Origin of the sequence: Alteromonas sp. McT4-15 (genome assembly GCF_020515205.1) — a bacterium.
GTDB lineage: Bacteria > Pseudomonadota > Gammaproteobacteria > Enterobacterales > Alteromonadaceae > Alteromonas.
The window spans coordinates 251,291-268,520 of record NZ_JAJALG010000003.1; the positions used below are offsets into that span (position 1 = coordinate 251,291).

The window sequence follows — 17,230 nt, forward strand, 5'->3', positions numbered from 1 at the left end:
ACTTTAGAACAATGCAAAGAAGCGGTACGCCCAGAGCAGAATATGTTCAATACGTACCGCTTCACGCAGCAACTTGAACAAAAATAAAGCAAACACATCACAAAGCCCTTAGTGGGGCGTGACAAGGCAAATAAAACTGCTTATACTTGCGCTCGCTTGTGATTGTTATGACTAACAATTTCAACGCATCTTATCTAAATGGCCCTATAGCTCAGTTGGTTAGAGCATCCGACTCATAATCGGCAGGTCCCCTGTTCAAGTCAGGGTGGGGCCACCATTTTTCCTACTCTTCGATGATAGTTACTACTAGCCTGATTTGGCTTGTGCTACCTCTGTGCTACTTGATATATTAACCTAGGGCTCGAGACATTAAAGTGTTTTGTCAGCGCAATTAGGATAGTATTTGAGTATATAAATACAGGAAAGGACATCAAATGACCCCTATACATATCAATATGTTACCTGCTAGCAGAAGTGGGCGCTAATAGTATGAGTCAATTTGAACAACATCTGCATAGATGGTTTGCTAGAGATGTTAAAAGTAGTGCTGTTAATTTTTTATCTGAATATCAATTCGCTCTTGGGACTGATATTGGATCTAGAAGGAGCCAGAACCAAGACCGGGTCGCAGCATTACACTCAGGAATCAACTCGCGAAATCCTATATTTGCTTTTGCAGTTGTGGATGGCATGGGTGGTATGCAAGATGGAGCTGAATGCGCTAATATCGCGATTTCAGGTTTCTTCTTCTCATTACTTCAAAATAGACATTTACCCTTCTTAGAAAGATGTAGACAATCCGTTATCTATGCGAATAACTCGGTAGCAAATTTCGCTAATCAAAATGGTGGGGCAACCTTATCTGCGATTGTATTTGATAAACAGCATCCGCCTGCATTGGTTCACGTGGGTGACTCTCGCATTTTCACTTACGGGAATGGACAAAAGCTTTCTCGTAAAACAACCGATGACTCACTTCAAGAAGCGTTGGGTGGTTCAGGCAGAGAGCTCCTTCAATTCGTTGGTATGGGAGACTCCATAGCTCCAAAAGTAGAGTTCCTGAGCTATGACGCTCCGAACTGTTTTATTTCCACTGATGGTATTCACTGTATTGATGAATCGACATTAAGTGATGTCCTATCAAACGCACAAGACTTCAAACAAACAACTGAACGTCTGATTGCTATAGCTAGATGGATTGGTGGCAGAGATAACGCGACATCGGCTCTTTTCAACATTGATAAAATTGCCAGCTACCTGTCAAAAGCCAATGACCATGGCATTCGAATTTGGGATCCTTTTGGGGAATTAACTACTCAATGGCTTAAAAGCGATGACCCTCCTCAAAAGCAGAAAGTACAGGAAGATGAGGATAATAAGCCAGATAACGTTGATGGGATAGATGAAGTAATCAACTCGAGACGCCCCAAAAAGCAATATAAAAGAAAACAAAATAAAAAAAGTAATGAAAATGGAAAAAGCAGCGTCCAATTAAAAATTGAAATGGATGGTGGTGACAAGGACGAGAAAGAGAATAATGATAGCGAATAGGTATAAGTTCATTCAACCAATCGATGAGAAAGGCGGTATGGGTGAAATTTTATTATTTGAAGATACACACCTAAGCAGAAAAGTAATACTTAAAAAGCTGCAAAATGGTGTCGACTCTAGAAGGCTTCTCGATGAACAAAAAACATTAGCTAAGCTAAGGTCAAAGCACGTAGTTCAGTTGTTTGATATTGTCGTAGTTGAAGAAGCTCTTAAATCTCAAGGCCTCATTCTTGAGTATATCCAAGGTGAAAACTTAAAAGTAGGGTCTTTTTCTGACAACCTAGAGCTGATGAAAGTCCTGTGGCAAATTTCCTGTGGATTAGCTGAGATCCATTCATTCGGAATCATTCATCGTGATATCAAGCCGCAAAACATAAAAATTGATAATGAAGGCGTGGTGAAAATTCTGGACTTCGGACTTGCCAGAGAGGAAGATGAAGCCGTCACTAAGAGTGTTATTGGAACCCCAGTTTATATGGCCCCAGAACTTTGGGGTGACAGCACAATCAGCTTTAGCAACTCAATTGATGTCTATGCATACGGTATACTTTGCTTGGCTTTGGTAAGCAAACAACCGCCGCAAGCAATACTCGCACGCCCCCCAGAAAAGTTAACAATTGATGAATTCAAAAATCGCCTTCCAAACTTTCATTTAGAAATAATTAAGGTATTGCATAAATGTGTTTCTCATTCACCAAATGAACGCCCATCAATGGCATCTGTCCGAGATATTCTAGCAAAATATCTTCTTCAGGACCGGCATAGAGCAACAGTAGTGTTAAATAACTCAACCAATACGTTAGACAAGAACAACAGAAAAATTAAGTTGACTGCAAACGTAGGCTCTTTGGCCTTAGAGTACAATGGCTTTGATTTTATAGTAACTGACATCAACGGAGACGTGACCGTCAATAATCAGGTTGTACCCATCGGTTTTAAAATGCCAGGTTGTAGTGTTCTTACGTTTGGAAAAATTAATGGACTACGAAAGTTTGTGACTTTTGATGTTTCTAACCCGGAGGTCATGCCATGAACTCAGGAACGGTTATTGCCAATAGATATGAAATTAAATCCAAAATTGGTAAGGGTGGGATGCAAGATGTCTTCCTTGCGTACGATAGTGTGCTTGAATCAAATGTTGCGCTCAAAACTCCTTTACCTGGGCAGGGGAATCTCAGGTTTAACCAAAGTGCGATAATTGCAGCCCGAATCAATCATCATAATGTTGCTAAAACATATGACTATTTTGAATTCAATGGAAACCTTTTTTTAATAGAGGAGTTTGTTGAAGGTGAGAATTTAGAGGACAAGCTTACATCGTTTGGCGCAATAGACCCACACCTAGCCGCCAGAATCTTTCTACACATTGCAAAAGGTCTTGCTGCTTCACACCATGCTGGTGTCGTCCATCGCGATATCAAGCCTAGTAATGTTATAGTTGAGCCCGGTGTAAATCTTCATCAACTAAAACTTACCGACTTCGGTATTGCTACCTTAGCCGAGGAAATTTTTGAAGAAGCAGCAAAGGAAGGTGATTTAACCAGATCTACATCAGGCACAATCAAAGGAGCGTTACCTTATATGGCTCCTGAAATGATGTTCAGGCAACCGGGGGAGCACCCAGGCAAAGAGGCCGACATCTGGTCACTTGGAGCTATGATGTTTAGAATTCTTACGGGTGAGGTTCCATTCGGGTATTATTTGCAAGCTGCAGTGAACGTTCAAAATCGTAATCGTACCCAGTGGCCTTCATTCATGACTAATAATCCTCAATTCAAACCTTTGGCAACTGAGTTGCAAGCTATGGTAGAGAGATGCCTTAGCTATGAGCCAGAGCACCGCCCTACTGCAGATTCACTAGTCACTGAAATTTCCGAACTATGTATAATCGGAGTAAACAGAAAAGAAGGTAGGGTTAAAAATCTAATTCAAAATGGCTTTAGTGGATTCATTGATGGTCCTCAAAAAACCACTAGTTTTTTTAGTATGGAAAGTCATTACGGAAAAACTAAACCGGCTGAAAATGATAAAATTTGTTACGCTGAATTTAATGGTTCACCTAGAAATCGAGCTCACCCGGTAATAGTTATAAAATAAATTTTTAGCTATTATAAGAGCCATGTTGATTTGCGTTGAACTTTTCAGTTTAGCGCAAATAGACTTCCGTGATCTCTGGTCTGAAATGTCCCATCTCTTGAGAAACAACTTCCAACGCAACTGCGCGGATGTGACCTAGCGCGATTAACTCACTCACACGCTCCTGTGCATAACTATGCCGAAGCCCATGAGCGCCAGTTGAGAAAAAGAGGGTGCGCTTAGATGCTTTACTAAAAGAATCTGACCATCGCTTCCCTGCCCCAATATCATAACGCTGAAGATAATTAATTTTCCGGTCTTAGACTGTCATTGGGTTATCGAATCTGCGCTGTTCGAGTTGCTCAGCCAAGTCGTTAGGTATTAGTACGTGGCGTACCAACCCGCCTTTCCCTTGAACAGTGTACAGTTGACCTTCCCGCCCAGTCCATTTTGAATGTAGCGCAGGACGTTTGTCAGGATTTCGCTCTTCTGCTCTGGCAAGCGTTAGGAGCTCATGTGCTCTTAATCCTGCAGCATACGCAATTTGGGTGGAAAGTTGATGTGTTTCACTTTGATGTTCGGATACCGCTTGTGCCTGTGCTGAAGTGTAGGCTCTGGACTTTTTAATTTCATCCAGCTCTGACTTTACACGATATAAGGTTGTTTTAGGGGTAAGTTTGCCATTCAGTTGCATCATTGCCTGAATGGCTTGGCGCTCCATATCGAGCGCTTTCTGCCCTACAGCTTCCGCACGATATTAAAGATAATGCCTAGCAATGTCTGGTGCCAGCGACTGAAGACCATTAAGTTTGTTTTCCTTTGACCACTTTGCGACAGTTCTTAGAGCATGTTCGAAATTACGAGCTGTTCCATATGACTTGATAATTCTCGATTTGATCAGCCCTTTAACGACATTTTCTGCCTGCGTTTCCGCTTTAGCGAACTTAGGCATTTCTGTCCAGCCAGCGTTTCAACGTAGTCCAATTTACCGCAACGCGTTTACAACCAAGTCAGCATTGAAGCGATATTTTACTTGCACCAGACATCTCCAATTATATAGAGCGTCACTGCTACCTGAGAAAAAACCGTTGTACAAGAGGAGAATCGACACAAATCGAATTTAAGACACAGCATTACCACCAGCTTAAAGAAATCTAAAATGCTAATATCCAATTAAGAGTTTACAGTTAAAACTTTTACCTTCCTGATAACCCGCAGCGTGCAGTTTTAAAGAGAAATGGGTTGAAAGCTGGGCTACTAGTCTCTGACACCTCAACGTGATTTTTAAAACAACTGGAGCATTAGCAATAATGGACTATACCGAAATTGAAAAATACCCTTCTGATGAATTCAGAACACCGGAAAACATCAAGTTACCTGATATTCGTAACGGAAGCTTTGGAAAGGCCGGAATTGAAAAATTTCACAAGGCTATAGCTAATTTCCAACTTGAAAGCTATGTTCCTAAGGGGTTAGTCATTCAATTTGATACCGCCAGAAATCTATTCTTGTACGCATTTCATGTTTATAGATTTTTTCCTATAGCCCAGCACCAACTTTACGTAACGTTAGAGCGGGCAATTAGAGAATGTGTTGGCTCCGATGTACTTGATGAATATCGAAAAAATAAGAATCAAACAAGGGGTGCAAGAAAATATTCAAGGGGCTTAAAGTTAAACTTAACTTACATAACTGAAAAAAAACTCATTCAAAACGAAGACTTTAGACTGTGGCAAGAAGGCAAAGCCCGCAGAGCAGAGGATGAATATCGCGAAAAGATTCTAGAAAAAATGAGTTCGGATAACCTCTCTTCGTATACATGGGATGAGTCTGAAATTAAATACAACGAAGTAGAATACAATTACAATTATTTGGAAGTACTGCTCGAATGCATTCCTAACCTAAGAAATTCTATGGCTCATGGTTCTTCTTTTTTACATGGTGGCGCAACATATGATTATGAGATTGTTTCAGTAATCATTAATAAAATATTTGAGCGAAATAAACCTGAGCAATCTGTAAACAGTGAAAAATAAAAAAACGGGCCAGCCCAGAAAAGCCTAGCCCGCTTTTACGTCGGGAACTCAGTGCTTAACTTTTGTTATTCGGGCACGGTTTCAACTAGCACCACAGGTGCGCCAGTATCACTTGCATTAATTGCAAAACGTAGCGTTTGCGATTCACTTACCGTTAGCTGAATGTTACCTGCACCTTGCGACAAGGTTAACGACTCACCTACATTAATCGCGCCGCCGTTACTGCCTAAGTTGGGCGACGACCAGTTGGCTTCAGCCACTTTAAATTCATGGGTGCCCGCGGTAACCGTGAAGCTTATTGCATAAATACCGGCACCTTCGTAGGTCATGGGTCGAGATGTACCCCAATCACCCATAATACCGCGCACGTATAGGGTTGTATCACCATAGGGGGCTGGCACTGCGTTGGGGTCTTGTGTAGTAATGATGAGCACAGGATTGGCGTCGTTAGCAGCATCTAGCTCAAACGTATAATCCCCGTCACTAATCACATTAAGCGAAAGGTTGTTACCGCCGTTGGTGAGGGTTGCCGACTGCCCCGCGCCCACGGTTATACCACCGCCTATGTTAGCAACATCAAAGTTTTCATCTGCCAGTTTGAATTCATAACCACCCGACAGTAACTCAACTTCAATGCGGTATGTATCATTGCCGACATACTCTAGCGGCAACGAGGTATCCCACCCGTTCATACTACCTCGCAAGTACACGGTTCTATCGCCATACGGTGGCAAGGCAGATAGTCCATATCCTTGCTCACCATTTTGTGGCTTCACAAAAATGGCAGTAGTCAGTGCAGGCACGTTGAATGTGCCATTACTAAACGTCGCACCTTGCACACGCTCATCGGCAGACGCCTGCTGGTTAGCGTGAAGCTCAAAGCCAACCGCATCGCTAATGGTAAAGCTTTGGTCACTCTGGGTGCCGTTAAATAGCACAACTATGGCATCGTTGTTTTCGTCAATATCAGTCAGGCCAATACCATCATCAAGACTCATCACAATAAGCCCTTGCACTTGCCCTTCTCCGGTATTGTGAAAACGGATGCGCTGTGAAATATCCTGCGCACTGGTTAGTCTAAATAGCTTGCTGGTAGCTCGTACATTTAAGAACTCTTTGAATAATGACGAGGTTAGCTGAATATCTTCTGCGCCAAATTGCGAATTAGGGTTAGCAGATACTTGGCTAATTTCACTCCATCTTGCTTGGTTGTCTTGCACTAATGGTAAACCAATATTCCAGTTGCTCATGGTTTTGGTGAAATCAACACGGTTAAACCAGTCACCGGCGTCGTAGGTGTTGCGATCCATTGATTTAGAACGAATTAAGTCAGACCCCATATGCAAAAACGGGATCCCTTGGCTTAATAACGGAATAGACAAGGCAACATTTTGCACTCGCACGCGATCTTGTAACGACATATCAGCAGGCAAGCCATATTGAAGTTGATCCCACAACGCCTCGTTGTCGTGCTTAGAAATGTAGTTAACGGTATCGGCAGGATCAATGCTGTAACCGGCAGGTTGTCCATTCCAGTTATAGTCATAGGCCGACAAGTATGAACCATCGGCGGCAACGAACTGATAACTGCCTAAATTGCCTACTAAACCAATTCTAATAGTATCTTGGTCGTGCAAGCTGCCACCTTGATTAAACAGTGCAGCACTGCGCACTGCTTCACGCTGCCTGTCAGAGAAGGTCCCTACCTCAGAGCCTGCCATATTTAGCTGTGCAGCTTGTTCAAAGCGACGATTGTTAACCACTTCACCGAAATTCCATCCCTCCCCATAAAAGTAGGTGTCTGGATCTACGGCGCGCACTGCTTCGCGCGCGTCTAGAATAGCCTGTTTTGGAATATGCCCCATTAAGTCAAAACGGAATGAATCAAAGCCAAAATGCTCAGCAAAACTAACAAGCGAGTCATTCATTAGCTTGGCCATCATTACGTGCTCGGTCGCTGTATTTTCGCAACAGGTTGAGTTTTCAATTCGCCCTGTTGTTTCGCTAAGGCGCTGGTAGTAACCGGGTACCACTTTGTCTAACACTGAATTGTCATACAATCCCGAAGATGCGGTATGGTTATAAACCACATCAAGCACCACACGTAGTCCCATTTCATGCAGAGCTTGGTTCATAGCGCGCATTTCTACAATACGGGTTTCGCCATCTGGGTCGGTAGCATAACTTCCTTCTGGAGCCGCAAAGTGATGCGGATCATAACCCCAGTTAAATCCATCGTATGCACGCATCGATTCAACAAGAGCTTGAGCGTCTGTCGTACTTGGTGAATAGCTTTGTAAAACCTCAAGTAACGTTGCGTTGTCATTTTCAATACCACACACAGGGGCCTGCGCATTTACGCTACACAATTTGCCAACGGTGTCGGTTATATCCACGCGACTTGCATCGTCTTCACGTATAGTTGCAATATCGTTAGCAGGTAACATATGAAAGTGCGTAAGACCGGCGTTTTGCAGTGATTGAAGGTGTTGAACAGGCGCTGAGTTTGACTCAGTAAACGCCATGTATTTACCGCGATTTTCTTCACTGGTGCTTTCATCAAGAATACTGAAGTCTCGGATATGACTTTCGTAAATAATGATGTCTTCTGGATCACCTGCCAACGGCACTACATGGTTATCCCACCCTGCTGGTTTTAGGTCAGCATCGTCAAGATTCACAAACTGCGTATAACGCCCATTAGTCGACAGTGAAATAGAGTATGGGTCGGTCGTTTCTACCACTTCGATATTTTGAGTTAGCGGATGATAAACACTTAGCTCGTAGCGATAGAACTGTCTATCAAGGGTCGATTTCTCACCCGAGTAGTGCCAAATTCCTGTTGCAGCATCTAGCGTCATGGGTTGAGTGCTTTGCAGTACTTTCGCTTTGTTATAAACCTTCAAATTAACCGACTGCGCCGTTGGAGCCCACACCGACGCGGTTACAGTATCGCCGTTGTAAACTACGCCTAGCTCTGCTTCGTCAGCGTCATTAGCGTTACGGGTATACAGGTAGTCTAATACTCGTGGAATTTGCACTCGTGTTGAGTCAAGTACATTGCCTTCAGCATCTTTTGCTACCGCAACAAGCTGACCTGTAAGCAACTGCTTAACATCTGCCTCACTAACATCTAGCGAAAAGCCTGCAAACCCGTTTAGATGAGGGTTCGCGCTGTAGTGACTTTGTTCTGCTGGCGCCAATGTCATTGGAATACGTGTGGCAGAATCTAAGGCCCCAACGTTAAGTAGCGAAACTCCTGCACTGTCGGCATCTAGGCTGGCGTCATTAGAATAGTAAAGGGCAATATCGGCAGCATCGCTGTGCGAGGTAAGCCACAACAGGGTATTATCATCCATCCAATGTGCTCTTGCGCCATCAAGAAATTGCGGACGACTGTCAAGCGGCGTGTACCAAAGTTCAGGAAAGCCATTAAACGTGAATACTTGATTACCATACTCTGGCTCAAAACGACTATCAGCATCACCCAGAGCTTTGTCGTTACCTTTGTGCACAATAAAGTTGTAGCAGGCGGCTCCAGGTTCAACGGTTAAAATATAGTAAGCACCGAACTCTGGGTGAACGCCGTCTGCTGGGTACGGGTCTGGCCAATTGCTGAAATGCGTGCTTTGGGTGGTAGGCGCCGCGTAGTTACCGCACGCTTGCCCATTCCAAAGGTGCAAACCCCATCCGTCATATTGACCATCTTCGCGGTTGTAAAACACTGCTATTTGATTTTCGTCCAGCGTAAGTCCTGTACCACCTTCATCCTCCACAAAAGCATGCACACTTAACGACAGTGAAAAGCGTGCACGCTTCACCTCAAACCTTGCAGTAACGGTAGCGCTCTCACCACTTCCAAGCGACTCTGCATCAAGTGTTATATAAGGCACGCCTTCCTCTTCGCCACTGGCATTTGCTAGCGTGTGGCTTGAGGCATCAAACATGATTCGGATAGGCCCATTCAATGCCGAGTCGCCGGTATTTTGAATGGTAATAGTCGAAACGTACTGCCGGTTAATGCGGTCAAATACTGGTCGACTGGCGAATTGGGTTTCTGCCGATTCGGTTTGCTGCCAATCGGCAAGCGAAGGGGCGCTGACCATTGCCAAAAATGGCAAACAAAAAATGGATGTTCTATTCATCACCCCTCTCCTTATTTGGCAACGTGCTTGCGGCGGAGCGCCAGCACACCTAAGCCTAATGCCAGCAATAGCGATGTTTGTGGCGCAGGCACGTCTGCGCTTGCGGTCAGCGACACATTGTCGAAAGTGAATGTTGATGAAAATGACTCGATGTTATAGCCCGGTGCTAACATAAATTCGAGGTAGTAGCCGTCGTAAGTATCATCGATTTGTGTGCTAAAGGTACCGCTGCCATCTTCATATCCGAAAAGCAGCGTTTCAACGTCAATACCATTGTTTAGCAACACAAAGAACGCATCTGAAAAATCGTCGCTTTGTAAGTCAAAACCACTGAACAACCAATCAAAACTTAAATCTAATTTTGTACCGTTTGCTACGCCTGACAAATTAAGTTGGGTGAATAGCGAATTAGAGATGCCATCCGGAATTAGGTTATTAGTGCTCAATTGAGCAGAACATTGTCCAGCATTATCAACAATTGCGAAATCACTGGTATCGGCAGGAGCTCCGAACCCATCCGAATCCAAACTCCAAGCGCTGAAGTCGCACGTTTGAAAGTCACCATTTGTTATGAAGTTTGCGTTTGCTTGCGCGTTTAAAAAAAGCGCTGCGAAAGCGACTAAAGCCTTAATATCCATTTGCCCACCCTGTTGTTAAATATTAATTTCCAGATGTAAAAATATTGTTTACACCGGCGAATACTATTTAAACAATTAACGCCTTGCTAGCGCGAAACAGCGAAAAGTGAGCTGAATACGTATGCAATGCATACATAGGAGGAAGCTTATAAATTAATAACTTACGAATGTTTCTTAATGGACTGAGAGATAATTGCGTCAGTACACTCCTGATCAATATTCAAAGCAGTAATCGGGAATGGAATGACAATACCCTCTTCATCGAAGCGCTTTTTAAGGGCTTTGATAAAGGCACTTTTGATAAAAAAACGATTGAAGTATTCACGCGTTCTGAGCATCACCGTTAAATTGATACTTGAGTTGTCAAATGTGTGAAACAAGACAAACGGCTGAAAGGTTTTAACGCCGTATTCATGGTTGGCCAATATGTCTTCGGCCACGGCTAAACACACTTTTTCCACCTGCTCTAAGTCAGAACTGTAGTGAACACCTACTTCAACGGGTACCGACAGCTCACGCTCTGGGTAGTAGTAATTGATCAATTTTGAATTAGACAACTTGCTGTTTGGCATGATCACTATGTTATTAGGCAACATTCTAACCCATGTAGACCGCCAGCCAATTTTCTCGACAAAGCCCTGCTCTCCGGAATCAAGTTCAATGAAATCGCCTATTCTAATAGGTTTGTCCATGACCAACTGTATACCTGAAAAGAAGTTTTCCAGCGTGGGCTGAAGTGCAAGAGCCACAGCCAATGAGGTAATACCGAGTGATGCCACAACGGGCGTAATAGAAATCCCCATAGTACTTAAAATAATAAGCACCGCCATTATTGCGAAGACAGCACGCACTGCCCCACTGGCAATTGCACTGGTATTCTTTACTAACGTTGATTGGTCGCGATAACGTCGAAGTGAATAGGTAACAAAACGTTCAAGAAGCAGAAAAAGCGTAATAATAAGACCAGCTTCAATAGCAATGCCCAACGCATGTAAAACGGCTTTATCTTCCACTTGGAAAACCGCTACAACGCTTTTCACTAGTGATAAGACAATAACCAAGATAAGCAGGTTTAACGGCGCATTTAGAGAAAGTACCAGCACGCGATAGATATTCGACATGCTGCTTGTTTCAGAGCGGGCTTTTTCTTTAAGCCGCACCAAAATAAGGCGTTTTATCACAAAAAGCAAAACCACAACGGCGACTAAACTGACAATAGCCATAGCCTGCTGATTTTGTAAAACACTAGATATTTCCACGACTTAAAAGCTCCATACGCATAATAATAAACCGTATTTTAAGATTCATAATCTTGTGATTAACGTTTATACGCAAAAGCCACACCAGATGATCTCGTCACGCAATGTTAAGATATATCAGGCCGTAAGCTGCTAGCTTTCTTCGGCTGGAGAGTTCACCTTAACATTGTATTTCTTCGCCAAGGCAATAAGCTTGTCATCATCAGGATATAGCGCTAATGCAGTACTCACGATGCGTTGTCCCTTGGCGATCCAGTTTTCTTCATAGTAAGCCGCTTCACTGTTACCTACATCGCTACTTTTACTGCCTTGCTCTAACAGCACTAACGCATAGTTGTGAAGGTAAGCAAGTTGCGTTTTGCCAGCCTCAAACCCTTTATCGAACCATGCTATGGCTTTGGCGTTGTCGCCTTGCTCCATGTGGTAGTTTGCTATTAAAAAATAACTTAGCCACTGCGAGGGCCACTGGGTTGATGCGGTTTCCAAAAATGCAAGCGCGCGTACTTTATCGCCTACTTTTAGCATGTCGTAAGCTGCACTGGTGTACTGATAAGGTTTCATTTCAGCTGAAGCCTTATTGGGAGGAACAGGTGCTAAGTACCAGTAGCTACCCCTACCCCACGTGCGTTCAAAAAGTTCTAACGACATTTCATGATTGGCGGTCTCGCCAGTATGCAAAGTAACAGCCCCCTTATCACTATCAAAGCCAATTACTACTGCATAGTGCCATTGAGGCAATAACGCGATTGATAAGTTTTGAAATACAATAACTGGGATGTCGTCTTTGACTAACGCCATAACGGAAGAAAGTGTTCCGCGCTCTGTGTAAGGCAAGAATCCGTATTGTCTTGTTGCGCTGACCATTTCTAACTGCAAGCTACCTTCTTTGTTAGGAATAAATAGCTTGGGCGCTATTTCCTCAGGTGATGCAGTAACACCATAGTAGCCAAATACTTCAGATAAGGTCGTGGGACCACAGTAGAATTGCTGTTGAGGATAAAATGGCACGGAGTCGATAGTGTGAGAGTCAGGCAGCGAGGTTAAGCCTTGCTGACGCAAACGATCAGCTTGCGGGGTAGACTGACACCCCGCAAGTAACAACAAACCTATCACGATAAAGATTTGTTTTAGTGATACCGCCATATTACTAGTTACTGACTGGACGAATAAACGGATAAACGTCAGTTACACCAGCCAAATCTAAAATAGCAATAACGGCAAGAACGGTCACTACCGCACCTACAATACCAGCACCAGCTGGAGCCTGATTAATTTCAGTATTAAGCTGGGCAATCTCGCTGTCTGTCATGGCGTTGATTCTTGCAATGGCATCGTCGCTATCCACACCCAAACCTACAAGCTTGCTTTGCACATCTGCGCGGCTAACCATATCTATCAATTGCTGCTTGTTATAGTGAGCAGCTTGGGTCTGCATAACGGTATCGGAGCTAATCGCTTCTGCCTGTACACCACCAGCCATAAGTACTGTTGCTGAAAAGCAACCAATTGCCATAGATTTTAAATACTTCATTAGGTTTCCCTCTTTAGTTTGCATCAAGGTAGTAGCCGTTAAGACGCTTCGTTTAACATCAATAAACGTCTACACTGTATTTGCATTTATGTTTTCAAGGCGCATCAGCAGAAAATTATTTGCGAGCGCCGTTATTGTTGATAGCAATTAAAGCGCCAATACGGCATCTACGTTTAATAGCGCAGAAATGATTCAATAATAATGGTGCACTAACGCGGGCAATTATTGAGTGAAAAAGAGAGCAAGCTATTGAGAGTGTTGCACAGGTATTTTGTATGTTGGCTTGTGGTGTTGTGTGGACTGGGTGCCTGTAGCACCAATGACTTTTTTCGCCAAAAAGCCAAGCCCATCCCCCTTGAAAGGGCTTATGGGTATGGGGTTTTACCCGATTTAAGTGGACTCAATAACAGGGCGTTAAAAGCCAAATGCGAACAGCAGGAACGTACAACGGCATTAGGGGTTACGTTACTTTTGCATTGCACTTACGAATTGCTGAGCAGAAAAAATGTAAGCGCTGAAAATCGCCAGTTTGCCCTTCGCCATTACAACTGGGCTGTGGGGACTTTATTCCAACAGCGCGACATTCAGAGCAACTTGGTTCAAGTAAATTATTCCGGTCCTAGTAAAATTTTCTTAGTGGATGACATGATCCCAACCGAAGATCGGCTACAGCCGACCGTGTTTGGACAACTGGGCAGTGCTGCGGTGAGTTTTCAGAAAAACAGATCAAGTGAAAATACCAATATCGATCCGAACTTTCCTCTAGAGGGCATGTTTTCCTCCTACAGCATTTATGCCAGTGCAGTAACACTTGAAGGACTTCGACTTCACGTTACCTTACACGCCGTTCCCGTTAACAAAACAACGTATGTCGATTTTTCTCAGCAGCAATATGCCCTGCGCTACTCTGAGGGTGCCGCATTTCTAGGTTTACTACAAAGTGCAGATATCCACAATTTCAGTTGGTTAGGTTTCACCAACGCGGAAAAAGCAGAAAGTCGTATGGGCGTATTTAGTTTAGGTCCGCTGTCATCATCAAAAACGCCACTTATTATGCTGCATGGACTAAACTCAGATCCGTTGATTTGGCGATATCTCACTATGGCCATTTTGAACGACGAAACATTAAGTCAGCGTTTTCAAATATGGCATGTGTATTACCCTTCTGGCCCGCCTCCCTTTTACAATGCTATGCGCGTACGCAAGCTACTTAATCAACTAAAAGTGCGCGTTAGCCCTGAACCTTCATTGGAAAGTGCAGTTATCGTTGGCCATAGCATGGGCGGAGTTATCGCAAAACTTCTTACTAGCCAACCCCATGATAAACTGTGGGACGCTACTTTCACGTCTCCACCAGAAAGCTTATTGAGCGAAGACGATACAGACGTGCGCGATGTGTTTTTATTTTCTCCGGTATTTGAGCACAACACCGTTTTCTTTTTAGATACTCCTCATAGAGGGTCGGATGTTGCCAATAGCCTTATAGGAAGTATTGGCTCATCTCTTATCAGCTTGCCGTTTAACTTCAGAGAACTCTTTCGTGGTTTTATTGAAAAGGTCGGCATTAATAAGTTAACGCAGGCTATGCTGCCATTTTTACAAAATTTCGGCCCCGATAGCGTGCAGGTATTGCGCCCTAATCACCCCTTAATGACCGCCCTTGCGACAACACCTGTTGAAGGAAAAAGTTATTCAATAATTGGGTCTACCAACGCGCTTGAGTGCGATACACCAATACGCTGCGCAGCCATTAGCGACTCTGTGGTCAAGTATTCAAGTGCGTTTATTGAAGATGCCGAAGAAACCATTATCGTTGCTTCGTCACACAATTCATTCAAAAGCACGCAAGCTATCCAATTCATCGTAGAAAAGCTGCATGATATTGATAAATAGCGTATTATTTAGTGATATTCGCAAAACCTACTATTAACTGGTGTCAGTGTGCGGGAGCTACTACGTGTCTAGAATGAACTACCATCATCTGTACTATTTTTGGCGTGTAGCGAATACAGGCAACCTCACTCAGGTTGCGAATGAAATTCACTTATCTCAATCTGCCATCTCAGCTCAGCTTAAGCAGTTTCAAGAGAACATGGGAGTAGCACTACTTACTCGCAAAGGCCGCTCATTGGTGCTTACACCGCAAGGAAAGCAAGTACTTGCCTATGCCGATGAAATATTCTCAAAGGGTGAAGAACTTGAGAACCTAATCAATAAGGGGCTACCTTCACAGTTGAGTCATATTTCGATTGGCGTACTTTCAAACCTTTCGAGAAATTTTGTCGAAAGCTTCACTCTGCCATTGATCAACGACAAGTTTGCGACTTTTTCGCTACAAACCGGTAGCTTAGACTCGTTGCTTGAAGGGTTATCAAGCTTTCGCTTCGATATTATCTTAACCAATCACAATGTCGAATTAGGCCAACAAAACGGTATTTGGCACAGTGAATTAGTTTCTCGCCAAGCTATTGAAATTATTGGCCCGTCTAAGCCCAAACGCGCGCGAAAGTTCCCGCAAAGTTATGCAGATGCCTCGTGGGTTTTACCTTCTCAGAACAGTGAAATACGTTCGGCGTTCAGTATTGCCTGTGCCAAGGTGCAATACGCACCAAAGATAAAGGCGGAAACTAACGATATGGCTATGCTACGACTACTGGCTCGTGACAGCGGCGCTTTTTCGGTGATGCCTTCCGTTGTAGTACGTGATGAGGTGGCCAATGGGCTGCTACATGTGCAACAAAGCCTACCTGATGCCTATGAACACTTTTATGCCGTTACATTAGCAAAGAAAAAAGTGCCACCTCATGTGCAAAACATTATCGACAATGCCAAAAATAGAGAAAATTTCGTTACGCAGCCACTGTCTAGCTAACCTGCCACTACACGTCCAATACGATTATTAATCGCTATCCACGGTGTGCTGGTTGGCGTACTTTCTAAATAAATGCACGACAGTGCGAGTTTATCTAATTGATGCAGTGCAGCGTAGAATTGGGCACTGTATTCGCTAGCGTCATCAGAAAGTTGGATATGACAATCGTCGTCTAGTTGCCCAGCTAAACGTGGCTGTGAATAGCTAATGACACCTTCATTGGATCTGAGCCCTCTTCTCTCAAGTTCTTCTGTTGATAGTAAGAACACGGGCGTATCTGGTTGGTAATGTTGCTTGGCACTACCTGGCACTGTAATACCTAAATTGGACGCATAACGCACTTTGCACCCTAATGCACGTTCAAGCATTACATCGTCAATGGGGCCAGGACGTAAAATTGTCGGCACATCCTGAGTTACATCAATAATGGTTGATTCAATGCCAACTTCGGCACTACCGCCGTCAACAACTGCCGCTATGCGTCCATTGAGCGACGTCAAAACATGTGCCGCGGTAGTCGGGCTTATGAATTTATATCGATTGGCCGATGGCGCAGCCAGACCAGTTCCCGATGCCTGTATTAAAGAAATGAAGTCTTTACTTGCTGGGCATCTAAGCACTACAGTGTCCTGCCCTCCCGTCACCGCATCTAACACCCAATATTGTTTTTTAAGCAATATTGACAATGGACCAGGCCAAAAGGCATTGGCCAGCTCAAAAGCGATATCCGGAATATCTTTGGCCCATTTCGCCATATCAGCGGCACTTGCAATATGTACGATAAGAGGATTAGAAGCGGGACGCGCTTTGGCTTCAAATATCTTCGCTATTGCACGCTCGTTGGTCGCATCCGCAGCTAACCCATATACGGTCTCTGTTTTAATCGCGACGCACTCTCCAGCCTGAATAAGCGTTGCAGCTCGACTGATATCGTAAGGAAAGGCTAATGTAGGTGTGTCTGTATTCATGATGAACCTAGCAATTATGTCTCATGCTATCATCCGCCAAAACAAACTATAAATAAATTTCAATTTTTACAAACTATACATTCATTTAAATTAACTTCAAATACCACAAATAACAGTAAAGCATTGAAATTAAACATTTAATACAAATACAATT

At 43.6% G+C, this 17,230-nt stretch carries 13 protein-coding genes and 1 tRNA gene; 7 read left to right on the forward strand and 7 right to left on the reverse strand.

Features of this window, described 5'->3' with window-relative positions; all coding sequences use genetic code 11:
- Positions 1-200: 200 nt before the first annotated feature.
- The 4 genes from LHL20_RS04435 to LHL20_RS04450 all read left to right on the forward strand — a co-directional run bounded on the left by LHL20_RS04435 (position 201) and on the right by LHL20_RS04450 (position 3,648).
- Positions 201-277, forward strand: a tRNA-Ile gene (locus tag LHL20_RS04435).
- A gap of 212 nt (positions 278-489) precedes the next feature.
- Entirely contained in the window at positions 490-1,551 is a 1,062-nt protein-coding gene (locus LHL20_RS04440) for a PP2C family protein-serine/threonine phosphatase (RefSeq protein WP_226432394.1), read from the forward strand.
- Positions 1,538-2,584 carry a serine/threonine protein kinase gene (locus LHL20_RS04445; protein ID WP_226432395.1) on the forward strand — a complete coding sequence of 349 codons (1,047 nt, stop codon included), beginning with the start codon at positions 1,538-1,540 and terminating at the stop codon, positions 2,582-2,584. Before LHL20_RS04440 ends, LHL20_RS04445 begins: the two co-directional genes overlap by 14 nt.
- Positions 2,581-3,648 (forward strand): serine/threonine-protein kinase, encoded by a 1,068-nt coding sequence (locus LHL20_RS04450; protein ID WP_226432396.1) that lies wholly within the window; start codon positions 2,581-2,583, stop codon positions 3,646-3,648. Before LHL20_RS04445 ends, LHL20_RS04450 begins: the two co-directional genes overlap by 4 nt.
- A gap of 298 nt (positions 3,649-3,946) precedes the next feature.
- Here LHL20_RS04450 and LHL20_RS21165 read toward each other — a convergent pair whose 3' ends face one another.
- Complete coding sequence (locus LHL20_RS21165; protein WP_319003208.1) at positions 3,947-4,348, reverse strand: hypothetical protein; 402 nt, start codon at positions 4,346-4,348, stop codon at positions 3,947-3,949.
- Between the two features lie 589 nt (positions 4,349-4,937).
- Here LHL20_RS21165 and LHL20_RS04460 point away from each other — a divergent pair.
- Positions 4,938-5,663 (forward strand): hypothetical protein, encoded by a 726-nt coding sequence (locus LHL20_RS04460; protein WP_226432397.1) that lies wholly within the window; start codon positions 4,938-4,940, stop codon positions 5,661-5,663.
- Positions 5,664-5,728: 65 nt separating this feature from the next.
- Here LHL20_RS04460 and pulA read toward each other — a convergent pair whose 3' ends face one another.
- From pulA to LHL20_RS04485, 5 genes are all read right to left on the reverse strand, one after another.
- Positions 5,729-9,808 (reverse strand): pullulanase-type alpha-1,6-glucosidase, encoded by a 4,080-nt coding sequence (pulA, locus tag LHL20_RS04465; RefSeq protein WP_226432398.1) that lies wholly within the window; start codon positions 9,806-9,808, stop codon positions 5,729-5,731.
- 11 nt (positions 9,809-9,819) lie between these two features.
- On the reverse strand, positions 9,820-10,446 hold the full coding sequence (locus tag LHL20_RS04470) for a PEP-CTERM sorting domain-containing protein (protein WP_226432399.1): 627 nt from the start codon (positions 10,444-10,446) through the stop codon (positions 9,820-9,822).
- Between the two features lie 161 nt (positions 10,447-10,607).
- Entirely contained in the window at positions 10,608-11,669 is a 1,062-nt protein-coding gene (locus LHL20_RS04475) for a mechanosensitive ion channel family protein (protein ID WP_264180781.1), read from the reverse strand.
- A 168-nt stretch (positions 11,670-11,837) separates the two neighbouring features.
- Positions 11,838-12,848: a PA2778 family cysteine peptidase gene (locus LHL20_RS04480; protein WP_226432401.1), complete on the reverse strand. Its 1,011-nt coding sequence runs from the start codon at positions 12,846-12,848 to the stop codon at positions 11,838-11,840.
- 4 nt (positions 12,849-12,852) lie between these two features.
- The gene (locus LHL20_RS04485) at positions 12,853-13,236 is read right to left on the reverse strand and encodes a PA2779 family protein (protein ID WP_226432402.1); all 384 of its coding nucleotides are present in this window, start codon (positions 13,234-13,236) and stop codon (positions 12,853-12,855) included.
- Between the two features lie 255 nt (positions 13,237-13,491).
- Here LHL20_RS04485 and LHL20_RS04490 point away from each other — a divergent pair, with 255 nt between their 5' ends.
- On the forward strand, positions 13,492-15,129 hold the full coding sequence (locus LHL20_RS04490; RefSeq protein WP_226432409.1) for an esterase/lipase family protein: 1,638 nt from the start codon (positions 13,492-13,494) through the stop codon (positions 15,127-15,129).
- 73 nt (positions 15,130-15,202) lie between these two features.
- Positions 15,203-16,108, forward strand: coding sequence for a LysR family transcriptional regulator (locus LHL20_RS04495; protein WP_226432410.1), 906 nt, complete (start codon positions 15,203-15,205; stop codon positions 16,106-16,108).
- Here the strand turns inward: LHL20_RS04495 and LHL20_RS04500 are convergent.
- Entirely contained in the window at positions 16,105-17,076 is a 972-nt protein-coding gene (locus LHL20_RS04500) for an L-threonylcarbamoyladenylate synthase (protein WP_226432403.1), read from the reverse strand. The genes LHL20_RS04495 and LHL20_RS04500 overlap by 4 nt on opposite strands.
- Positions 17,077-17,230 lie beyond the last annotated feature (154 nt).

Excerpts from the sequence above, each read along its gene's own strand:
- LHL20_RS04445 (WP_226432395.1), top strand. The coding sequence starts at position 1,538 with ATGATAGCGAATAGGTATAAGTTCATTCAACCAATCGATGAGAAAGGC.
- LHL20_RS04470 (WP_226432399.1), bottom strand. The coding sequence starts at position 10,446 with ATGGATATTAAGGCTTTAGTCGCTTTCGCAGCGCTTTTTTTAAACGCG.
- LHL20_RS04475 (WP_264180781.1), bottom strand. The coding sequence starts at position 11,669 with ATGGCTATTGTCAGTTTAGTCGCCGTTGTGGTTTTGCTTTTTGTGATA.
- LHL20_RS21165 (WP_319003208.1), bottom strand. The coding sequence starts at position 4,348 with ATGGAGCGCCAAGCCATTCAGGCAATGATGCAACTGAATGGCAAACTT.
- LHL20_RS04460 (WP_226432397.1), top strand. The coding sequence starts at position 4,938 with ATGGACTATACCGAAATTGAAAAATACCCTTCTGATGAATTCAGAACA.
- LHL20_RS04500 (WP_226432403.1), bottom strand. The coding sequence starts at position 17,076 with ATGAATACAGACACACCTACATTAGCCTTTCCTTACGATATCAGTCGA.
- LHL20_RS04480 (WP_226432401.1), bottom strand. The coding sequence starts at position 12,848 with ATGGCGGTATCACTAAAACAAATCTTTATCGTGATAGGTTTGTTGTTA.
- LHL20_RS04440 (WP_226432394.1), top strand. The coding sequence starts at position 490 with ATGAGTCAATTTGAACAACATCTGCATAGATGGTTTGCTAGAGATGTT.
- LHL20_RS04450 (WP_226432396.1), top strand. The coding sequence starts at position 2,581 with ATGAACTCAGGAACGGTTATTGCCAATAGATATGAAATTAAATCCAAA.
- LHL20_RS04485 (WP_226432402.1), bottom strand. The coding sequence starts at position 13,236 with ATGAAGTATTTAAAATCTATGGCAATTGGTTGCTTTTCAGCAACAGTA.
- LHL20_RS04495 (WP_226432410.1), top strand. The coding sequence starts at position 15,203 with ATGAACTACCATCATCTGTACTATTTTTGGCGTGTAGCGAATACAGGC.
- pulA (WP_226432398.1), bottom strand. The coding sequence starts at position 9,808 with ATGAATAGAACATCCATTTTTTGTTTGCCATTTTTGGCAATGGTCAGC.